We start from the raw sequence: 9,837 nt of genomic DNA, 5'->3' as shown, positions 1-9,837 counted from the left end.
CGCGGCTCTCTTGAATTCCAAACAGGGCAAACATAGAAGCGAACTTCTCTGCCGCCAGCGGCGCACCGCCCTCGTTCGTGGGCCGTATATAGTCGGAGCTCCCTCGACGCGTCAACACCGATTTCGAACTTTTTTGAATTTTTTGCGACGAATTTTTCGAACCGTTTTTTCGATAGCCGACTGCCCTTGCGGCAGCCCTTGGGTCATCCACAACGAGGCCCTATTGCCGCCGCATTGAGGCGTGAAACCGGCCCATATAAGGAAGGCGCGCGCATATGTGAGGCGCCCTCAAAACGGACGACCGCGACAGACGACAGGGCGCCCTGCGCAAGGGGCGTATCATTGGGGACATCGGCCCCGGCTTGCCGCTTCGTTGACTTCAACCGCCGCGACAGGCAATTGTCATGGCCGCAACGACAACGACAAGCCGTTTCGCCTGGGGAAGAAGCAGCCTTTCTGGATGCCAGACACCGAAGAGGTCATAGCCGAACTCGGCAACGAGCCGCCGCTGATCGCGGACGGCCGCAGCGGTCCGCCTGACCGCCGCGAAGTTTCGGCGCGTTGGTTGTCGGGCACGTTCCTTACCGGCGTTACATCGAGTGTCTTGATGGGCGTGGCCTTGTTTGCCGCCCTCGATGGCCGCCAGCAGCTGGCGACTCCGCCCGAAATCGCCGAGCTCATCAGCCTTGCCGGCGGCGGCGACGATTCGGGCGAGCAGGCAAAGACCACAAGACTGGTCGCGCCCCGCCAGATCGCCCGGGCAAAGGACCGGCGTCGCATGGAAGTGTCGATGGTCACCAAGGTCGGCGATCGCGACGTTATCCACACCATGCCTTTCGTGCAGATCAAGATGGCCTTGGCCGCCGGGCACACCACCAATCGCCCCTACCCGCCATTCGACCCGATGCAGGTGTTCGGCGACGACGGCGACGACAACAACGCGCAGCCGGCAACGGCCACCGCGGCCGCCGGGCAGATCTACGGTGCCAAGGTCGAAAGCGAGATGAGCCTGAAAACGGTCGATTTTCCGATCGAGACGGCTTCCTTCGACGAAAAGAGCGATCTTTCCGCCGACGAGGTGGAAAAGGTGGTGCGCGACGCCAGCAACGGCCTGAGCGACGGCGCCGTCCAGGTGGCCGCGTTGCATTATGTCGATCCGCAGCGATTCGGCGACGCCTTCGCCGAATCGATGGCCGGCTCATACGATGTGAAGATCACGCAGGAAAATGTCTCGGTGGCGCCGCGGGCCACGCCGGACGACCAGGCGCCCGCCTTCGCCGAGGAAATCATTCCCTTCACCAAGGATACCGATATCGCCGAGGCCTTTGCCGATTCGGGCTACACAGGCGACGACGCGTCCGGCATGGCGGAGGCGATCGGCAAGCTGTTGAACGCCCCGGCGCTGAAGGCCGGAACGGTGCTGCGCGTCGGTCTTGAAGTGCGCGGCGACATCGCCAAGGTCGTGCGCACCAGCGTCTACGACAAGACAACCCACATCGTCACCATCGCACTTAACGATCGCGGCCAGTATGTGCCGGCGCAGGAGCCGGAGGCCAATCCCGAACTCTTGACGGCGTTCGATGATTCGCAGCCCGTCGTGGTGCGCGGCAATCTTCCCAATATCTATGACGGCATCTACCGTGCCGCCTATTCCTACGGGATGTCGAAAGCGATGACGCAGAAGCTGATCAAGCTTCTCGCCTCCGACGTCGATTTCCAATCGCGGATTTCGCCGGCCGATCGCCTCGAGGTCCTGTTCTCGCAGCCCGACGGCGACGACCAGACCTCCGACAATTCCGACCTGCTCTATGTATCGGCGACCTTCGGCGGCCAGACGAAGAATTTCTACCGCTTCCAGATGCAGGACGGCAGCACCGACTATTTCGACGAAAACGGTTCGAGCGCCCAGCAATTTCTGCTGCGCAATCCGCTGCCCGCCGGCAAGTTCCGCTCCGGCTTCGGCGCGCGGCGGCATCCGATTCTGGGCTATGTGCGCATGCATACCGGTGTCGACTGGGCGGCGCCCATCGGTACGCCGATCATCGCTGCGGGCAACGGCGTCGTCGAGAAGGTCGGCTGGGCCGGCGGCTACGGCAAGCAGATCATCATCCGCCACGCCAATGGCTACGAGACCTCCTACAATCACCAGAGCGCTTTCGCCAAGGGCATCGAGCCCGGGATGCGCGTGCGCCAGGGCCAGGTGATCGGCTATCTCGGCCAGACCGGTCTCGCCACCGGTCCGCATCTTCACTATGAGCTGATCGTCAACGGCACCAAGGTCGACCCGATGCGCGTGCGCCTGCCGGTGGGCAAGGTGCTGAAGGGCGACGATCTCGTCGCTTTCAAGCGCGAGCGCGAGCGCATTGACGATCTTTTGAAGCAGGAAGACGGCAACGCGCTGAAGGTCGCCAGCGCCAAGACTGATTCGCAGCTTCCCAATTGAAGCATGTCTCCCGAAAGTGGGTACCGGTTTCGGGATGAAGACATGCGTAAAATCAAAAACCTAAAGCGCGTGGAGCGAATCTGAAAGATCGCCACGCGCTTTAGCCGCGCGAATTATTGAACTATTCGCCCGAATCGTCGCCTTGCCGCGGCCAGGGTGATGCCTGCCCGGGCACCGTGAGCCAGGCAACGATCGACGACAACACGCAAAGCAATGTCGTGACAGCGGCGACCGCGGCAAAAGCCGAATCGCTTGCCGTAATCCGCAATGCGTCGAGATTGGCCGCCAGCCCGGCCGCGGGCGGCTCGCCGAAACCGGGAATACCGGCAGGGTTGCCGGTCAGTCGCGCATAGATGAAAGCCGCCAGCGAGCCCATTGCCGCCACCGCGATCAACCCGCCGACGCGCGAGACGGCATTGTTGATGCCTGACGCAGCCCCCGTGTCCTTGTCTTCGACCGAGGTCATGACCGCCGTCGACAGCGGCGACACCACAAGCGCCATGCCAAGCCCCATCAAGGCCATCAGCGGAAAGGCCCCGGTCCAGAAACGATGGATGCCGGCGTGAGAGAGCAAGGCGAGCCCGGCAAAGGCGATAGCGACGATGAGGCTGCCGGCGGCGATCGGCAGACGCGGGCCGATCTTGTCGGACCACTGGCCGACCGGTCCCGATAGCAACGCGATCGATGCCGACAACGGCAGGAAGATGAATCCGACCTCGGCCGAGCTCAATCCCCAGCCCGCGATCAGGACCATCGGCAGGTAGAAGAGATTCGCCGACAGCGCGAAATAGAGGAAGAAGGTCGCCAGATTGGCGCCGGCGAAGGCGCCGATGCGGAACAGGCCGAGATCGATCATCGGCTCGCGCTGCCAGCGCTCGTAAAGGATGAAGACGAAAAGCAGCACGACGCCGGCGACGATCGCCGGCCCGGCCATCATCCCGCCGCCCTCGGCATTCATGGCCGTCAATCCATAGGCCAACGATCCGAACGCCAGCGTCGCCAGCGCCGCACCCCCGAGATCGAGGCTGCGCTTTTCAGTCGGCTGGTCGGCCGGCACCTTGGCCAGAAGCAGATAGATCGAGATCAGTCCAAGCGGCAGGTTGATGGCGAAGATCGCGCGCCAGACCCCATTGCCGAAAGTCGTCAAGACGAAGCCGCCCAGCACGGGACCGAGCGCCGTGGTCAGCGCCGACGCGGCGGCCCAGATGCCGATCGCCCGGCCGCGCTCCTTCTTCGGATAGGCCTTGGCGATGATGGCGAGGCTGCCCGGCACCATGATCGCCGCGCCGATGCCCTGGATGGCGCGGAAGGCGATCAAAATGGCCGGGTCGGGCGCCACCGCGCAGGCGAGTGAAGCCGCGATGAACAGCGCGATGCCGGCCACGAAGGCGCGCCGCAGCCCAAACCGGTCGCCAGCGGCGCCTCCCGCCAGGATGAGCGCCGACAGCGTCAACGCATAGGCGTTGGAAATCCACTGCGCCTGCGCCAGGCTGGCGCCGAGATCCACGCGCAGCGCCGGCATGGCGATCGCCAGGATCGAGCCGTCGATGAAGCCGAGCGCCGAGGCGAGGATCGCCGCGACCAACACGAATTTTCGCTGCGTCTGAGGACAAAACGTACCGTTAGCGCGGACGGGCGAATGCGAATCGGCAGTGGTTTCGTTCGCGGATGACATAAATCCCTGCTTAGTCCTCCGTTGCGGCCGCAACAACAAGCCAGAGCATGGCTGTTCTTGAAACCAGATGCCCCCGGGCATTCCAGGAGGATGCACCTTAGTTTTCCGTTGTCGACTCAACCTGAAATCATCCGGCCCTGGCCGCATGGCGAGGCGGACGCCAATTCTGATGCAAACCGCCGATCGCGTGCTAGGTTCCACCATCATGCGTGAGAGGGGGAAGCCATGAAGCGGCCGCTCGAACCGTCGGCGGAAGGACGCGGACGCATCGTCGGCATTACCGACGGCGTCTTCGCCATCGCGCTGACCTTGATCGTGCTGGAGATCAGGGTGCCGTCGCATGAGGTGGTGCATTCGGAGGGAGAGCTGCTTGCCGCGATCCTGGCGCTCGGGCCACGGTTCCTGACTTATGCGCTGAGTTTTCTGACGCTCACCATCTTCTGGTTCGGCCAGCAAGCGCAGCATGGCCTGATCGCGAGGTCAGACCGCAGGCTGGCGACGCTCAACCTGTGCTTTCTTGCCTTCATCGCGCTGCTGCCGTTCTCGACCGACCTGCTGGGCGATTTCCTGGAATTCAGGATCGCGGTGCTGGTCTACTGGCTGAACCTCTTGATGCTTGGCGCCACGCTGTTCGCGAGCTGGTGGTATGCCGACAGGAACGGCATGGTCGCCGAGGATGTGGACGCCGGTACACGGCACACCGTCTACAATCGCATCGTCAGGGCGCAAATTCTGTGGGCGGTCGGCGCGGCGCTTTGCCTGATCACGCCGCTGCTCAGCATAGGCTTCATCCTGCTGGTGCAGCTCATCTATGCCGCGGCGCCGCGCGCTTCACTGCTGCGTAAACTCATCGGTTGAGGTCCCGCCGACCTCCGCGATTGTTGGTCCGCCGACGAACTCCACCGTGACGCCCGGGGACACCAGCTTGGCAAGCTCGCGTGCATCCCAGTTGGTCAGGCGCACGCAGCCATGGCTCTCGGTCTTGCCGATCTTGGAAGGGTCAGGCGTGCCGTGGATGCCGTAGGTCGGCTTATCGAGCGCGATCCACACCGAGCCGACCGGACCGTTCGGTCCCGGCGGGACGGTCAGGATCTTGTCGTTCTGGCCCTGCTTGAAATTGATGTTCGGGTTGTAGGTGTAGTTCGGATCGAGCGCGATGCGCGAGACGGCATGGATGCCGGTCGGCGACGGCGTGTCGGCCGAGCCGATGGTCGCCGGATAGGCCGCGACCAGCTTGCCGCTGCCATCATAGGCGTAGACTTCCTTCTTCGTCTTGTCGGCGACGATACGCGTTACCGGCGTCGAGACCAGCTTGCCGAAATTGGCGACCTTGATCATCGTGCCGGGGCGATTGAAGTCGACGCCCTTGTTGATCGACTTCAGATAGGTCTCGTCCATGTGGAAGCGTTCGGCCAGCGCCTCGGTGACCGAGGTGTAGCACATGCAGTCGAGCTTGGCCTTCTGACTGTAGTCCTCAGGGATCGAAGCGACGTAAGGGCCGGCCACATCTTCCGGCGTGATCGTATAGTTGGCAAAGGGGTCACCGCCCGACTGGGCAAGCGCCGCCTGGATGCCGACGGCATCGGTGGATTTCAGATTGGTGCCGTTTATCTCGTTGTAGGCGGCCAGCGCCTTGTCGACGTTGGAGCCGAAGCGCCCGTCGATCACGCCCGGCGAAGCGCCGCCGCGGTCGAGCAGCACCTGCAGCGCGGCAACGTCCTGGCGCACCCCGAGCGACAGCGACGGATCGACCGAGGCCTTGCCGCCCGTGTTCGGCGGCAGCGACGGCTCGGCGTCCGGATTGGTCTGCAGCACTTCGCCCTGACCCGGCTGCTCCGGGTCGATCGAAGCCTCGTTCAGCGGCTGGCGCTTGATGGTGTTCGACTTCGGCTCCTCGGGATAGGTGGTGGCATAGCCCTCATCATTGGAGGGCGCCGGCGGATAGGCATCGACGGAATTGTCGCTGTTGGGATCGTATTCATCGACCGGCGGCGGGATAACGCGGCCGTTCTCCTCCAGTTGCCGGCGGCGGAAGCGCGCCATGTCCTCGGGATTGTCGAGATAATAGCGATCGTCACCCTCGGTCGGCGCGCGGCCGAGTTCCTGCATGCGCATCTGCCGGCGCAGAGCTCGGCGGTCGAGCCTGCTCCCCGGCGGCTGGATGGCGATCACCTTGCCGGTGTCGGCATCGACCAGCACGCGGTTGCCCCTGGCGTCGTAGTAGATATCGATATTGCCTTCCTGCGCCAGCACCAGCGCACCGCGCTGGGCGGGCCGTGTCGCCTGCGGCGCGCCATCCACGCTCGGCGTGGCGAACGCACTGGAAGTCACCAGCCCGGCCGCGAGTGCCGAAAGGGAAAAGATCAAGCGCAGCATGGGGGTCTAGCTCTCCGGTCGACTAGGCTCCTGGCGGGCGAATCTTCGCCAGCAAACCAGTTGCCCAAATTAAGGTTCCAATATGAACCGGGCATGAAGATGGCGGTTTTCCGCGAGCTTGAGGAATATCAGCCAGCTTGCGCAAGTCCCAATTCCTTGCGTGCCTGTCTGGTCAGCTTGAGCACGACCAGGCGATGGCTCTCGCGCAGATAGTCCATCAGCGCCGCGTCATCCACGCTTTGGCTCGTCTGACGCTGAATCCATTTCATGCCGCGCGAGGCAAGATAGGGAGCCGGCCGGCAGCCCGGCTGCTCCTTCAGCACGTCATAGGCCATCTCGGAACACTTGAAGGTAACGAAGAGCTCGCCGCCCTCGTTCCAGCCGCCGATGGCGAACACCTTGCCGCCAACCTTCCAGACATGGGCGCCGCCCCACTGAACGACATGCGTCGTGGCGGGCAGCGATGCGCAGAAGCCGTTGTAATCGTCGAGCGTCATCGAGTCCTTCCCCAGCCATTCGAATCGGCAGCCGACTATGCGCAGTCGCCGGGAATAACAAAGCGCGCCGCACCGGTCCGGTGCGACGCGCTTCGCGTTCGTTCAAGCTCGACCCGGATCAGGCGGCGGCTTCCGTCGCCACCACGGTCGGCTTCGAGCGGAAGTTCAACCGGTCGGAGCCCGCGGTGACCTTGACCGTCGAACCGTCGAGGATCTCGCCGAGCAGGATCTTCTCCGCCAGCGGGTCCTGCAGCTCCTTCTGCATCACCCGCTTCAGCGGCCTGGCGCCGTAGGCCGGATCGTAGCCCTTCGAGGCCAGCCACTCGATCGCGTCATGATCCAGCGACAGCGTGATCTTGCGGTCGACAAGCAGGTTCTCCAGCCGCTTGAGCTGGATCTCGACGATGCGGTCCATGTCCTGACGGCGCAGCCGGTGGAACAGGATCACCTCATCGACGCGGTTGAGGAACTCCGGCCGGAACGAGGCCTTCACCACGGCCATCACCTCGTCACGCACGGCATCGACATCCTGGTCGTCGCCGAGATTGACCAGATATTCGGCGCCGAGATTCGACGTCATGATGATCAGCGTGTTGCGGAAGTCCACCGTGCGGCCCTGACCATCGGTCAGCCTTCCGTCGTCGAGCACCTGCAGGAGCACGTTGAACACGTCGGGATGCGCCTTCTCGATCTCGTCGAACAGCACGACCTGATAGGGCCGGCGCCGCACCGCTTCGGTCAGCGCGCCGCCTTCCTCATAACCGACATAGCCGGGAGGCGCGCCGATCAGCCGGGCGACCGAATGCTTCTCCATGAACTCCGACATGTCGATGCGCACCAGCGCCGTCTCGTCGTCGAACAGGAAGCTGGCCAGCGCCTTGGTGAGCTCGGTCTTGCCGACGCCGGTCGGTCCGAGGAACATGAACGAGCCGATCGGCCGGTTCGGATCCTGCAGCCCGGCACGAGCGCGCCGCACGGCCTTGGACACCGCCTGCACGGCTTCGCCCTGGCCAACGACCCGCTTGCCGATCTCGTCTTCCATGCGCAAGAGCTTCTCGCGCTGCCCTTCCAGCATCTTGTCGACCGGAATGCCGGTCCAGCGCGACACGACATGCGCGACATGGTCGGGCGTCACCACCTCTTCCACCATGCCGGTCTTGCCGTCCTGCGCTTCGGCTTCCTTGAGCTTCTTCTCCAGCTCCGGGATCTTGCCATAGGCAAGCTCGCCGGCGCGCTGGAACTCGCCCTTGCGCTGCGCGATCGCCAGTTCGTTGCGCGACTCGTCGAGCTGCTTCTTCAGGTCGGCGGCAAGGCCAAGCTTCTGCTTTTCGGCCTGCCACTTCGTGGTCAGCTCGCTCGATTCCTCCTCGAGATCGGCAAGCTCCTTCTCCAGCCGGGCAAGCCGGTCCTTCGAAGCCTCGTCCTTCTCGACCTTCAGCGCCTCTCGCTCGATCTTGAGCTGCATGATGCGGCGGTCGATCTCGTCCAGCGCCTCGGGCTTGGAATCGACCTGCATACGCAGCCTGGAGGCCGCCTCATCGACCAGATCGATCGCCTTGTCCGGCAGGAAACGGTCGGCGATGTAGCGGTTGGAAAGTGTGGCCGCCGACACCAGCGCGGAATCCGAAATGCGCACTTTGTGGTGCTGCTCGTACTTCTCCTTCAGGCCGCGCAGGATCGAGACCGTGTCCTCCACCGTCGGCTCGTCGACGAAGACGGGCTGGAAACGGCGGGCAAGGGCGGGGTCCTTCTCGACATGCTTGCGGTACTCGTCGAGCGTGGTCGCGCCGACGCAGTGCAGCTCGCCGCGCGCAAGCGCGGGCTTCAGCAGGTTGGACGCATCCATCGCACCGTCGGCCTTGCCGGCGCCGACCAGCGTGTGCATCTCGTCGATGAACAGGATGATGTTGCCGTTGGCCGAGGTGACCTCGTTGAGCACGGCCTTCAGCCGCTCCTCGAACTCGCCGCGATATTTGGCGCCGGCAATCAGCGCGCCCATGTCGAGCGCCATCAACTGCTTGTCCTTCAGCGATTCCGGCACGTCGCCATTGACGATGCGCAGCGCCAGGCCTTCGGCGATCGCCGTCTTGCCGACGCCCGGCTCGCCGATCAGCACGGGGTTGTTCTTGGTGCGCCGCGACAGCACCTGGATGGTGCGGCGGATCTCGTCGTCGCGACCGATGACCGGATCGAGCTTGCCGGCACGGGCGTCGGCGGTGAGATCGCGCGCGTATTTCTTGAGCGCGTCATAGCCCTGCTCGGCGCTGGCCGAGTCGGCGGTGCGGCCCTTGCGGATATCGTTGATGGCCTGGTTGAGCGCTTGCGCGGTGACGCCTGCCTTGGACAGGATGTCGGCGGTCTTGGCCGACTTCTCCATGACAAGCGCCTGCAGCAGCCGCTCGACGGTGACGAAGCTGTCGCCGGCCTTCTTGGCCAGGTCCTCGGCGGTGAAAAACACCTTGGCGAGAGGCTGGGCCAGATAGAGCTGGCCATTGCCGCCTTCGACCTTGGGCATGGCTTCGAGCGCGGTCTCGACGCCGAGCTTGACGTCGCGGACGCTGCCGCCGGCGCGCTCGATCAGGGACGCGGCAAGGCCCTCATCATCGTCGACGAGCACCTTCAGCATATGTTCGGGAGTGAATTGCTGGTGATTGCGCGAGAGCGCCATGGTCTGCGCGGACTGGACGAAGCCGCGCACGCGCTCCGAGTATTTTTCAAGATTCATGTCTGTCTCCTTCCGTCACCGGCCCGCTTTGCGGCACCGGATCAGATTGCGGTGACGGACCCGCTCATTCGAGCCGAGCCCTGTTCAGCCGAGATATGGTGTATGGGGCGCGGTCCCTCAA

General features: G+C 63.9%; 6 protein-coding genes and 1 pseudogene. 2 read left to right on the top strand and 5 right to left on the bottom strand.

The window, feature by feature from the left end:
• A pseudogene (locus tag LCM4577_RS08345) lies at window positions 1-211 on the bottom strand (hypothetical protein); the annotation flags it as partial.
• A 249-nt stretch (window positions 212-460) separates the two neighbouring features.
• Here LCM4577_RS08345 and LCM4577_RS08340 point away from each other — a divergent pair.
• Window positions 461-2,443 carry a M23 family metallopeptidase gene (locus LCM4577_RS08340; RefSeq protein WP_040989354.1) on the top strand — a complete coding sequence of 661 codons (1,983 nt, stop codon included), beginning with the start codon at window positions 461-463 and terminating at the stop codon, window positions 2,441-2,443.
• A gap of 121 nt (window positions 2,444-2,564) precedes the next feature.
• Here LCM4577_RS08340 and LCM4577_RS08335 read toward each other — a convergent pair whose 3' ends face one another.
• Complete coding sequence (locus LCM4577_RS08335; RefSeq protein WP_041011353.1) at window positions 2,565-4,118, bottom strand: MFS transporter; 1,554 nt, start codon at window positions 4,116-4,118, stop codon at window positions 2,565-2,567.
• A 225-nt stretch (window positions 4,119-4,343) separates the two neighbouring features.
• On the opposite strand from LCM4577_RS08335, the gene LCM4577_RS08330 reads away from it, so the two are divergent.
• A complete protein-coding gene (locus tag LCM4577_RS08330) occupies window positions 4,344-4,976 on the top strand; it encodes a TMEM175 family protein (protein WP_071070710.1) in 633 nt (210 codons plus the stop codon).
• Here the strand turns inward: LCM4577_RS08330 and LCM4577_RS08325 are convergent.
• From LCM4577_RS08325 to clpB, 3 genes are all read right to left on the bottom strand, one after another.
• Window positions 4,950-6,494, bottom strand: coding sequence for a L,D-transpeptidase family protein (locus LCM4577_RS08325; RefSeq protein ID WP_040989207.1), 1,545 nt, complete (start codon window positions 6,492-6,494; stop codon window positions 4,950-4,952). The genes LCM4577_RS08330 and LCM4577_RS08325 overlap by 27 nt on opposite strands.
• A 128-nt stretch (window positions 6,495-6,622) precedes the next feature.
• Window positions 6,623-6,991, bottom strand: a complete 369-nt coding sequence (locus LCM4577_RS08320) for an MmcQ/YjbR family DNA-binding protein (RefSeq protein ID WP_071033527.1) — start codon at window positions 6,989-6,991, stop codon at window positions 6,623-6,625.
• Window positions 6,992-7,109: 118 nt separating this feature from the next.
• On the bottom strand, window positions 7,110-9,716 hold the full coding sequence (gene clpB / locus LCM4577_RS08315) for an ATP-dependent chaperone ClpB (protein ID WP_071070709.1): 2,607 nt from the start codon (window positions 9,714-9,716) through the stop codon (window positions 7,110-7,112).
• Window positions 9,717-9,837: the final 121 nt, after the last annotated feature.

The organism is Mesorhizobium sp. LCM 4577 (assembly GCF_001854795.2).
Classification (GTDB): Bacteria; Pseudomonadota; Alphaproteobacteria; order Rhizobiales; family Rhizobiaceae; genus Mesorhizobium; species Mesorhizobium plurifarium.
This window is presented reverse-complemented; position numbering and strand designations above follow the sequence as displayed.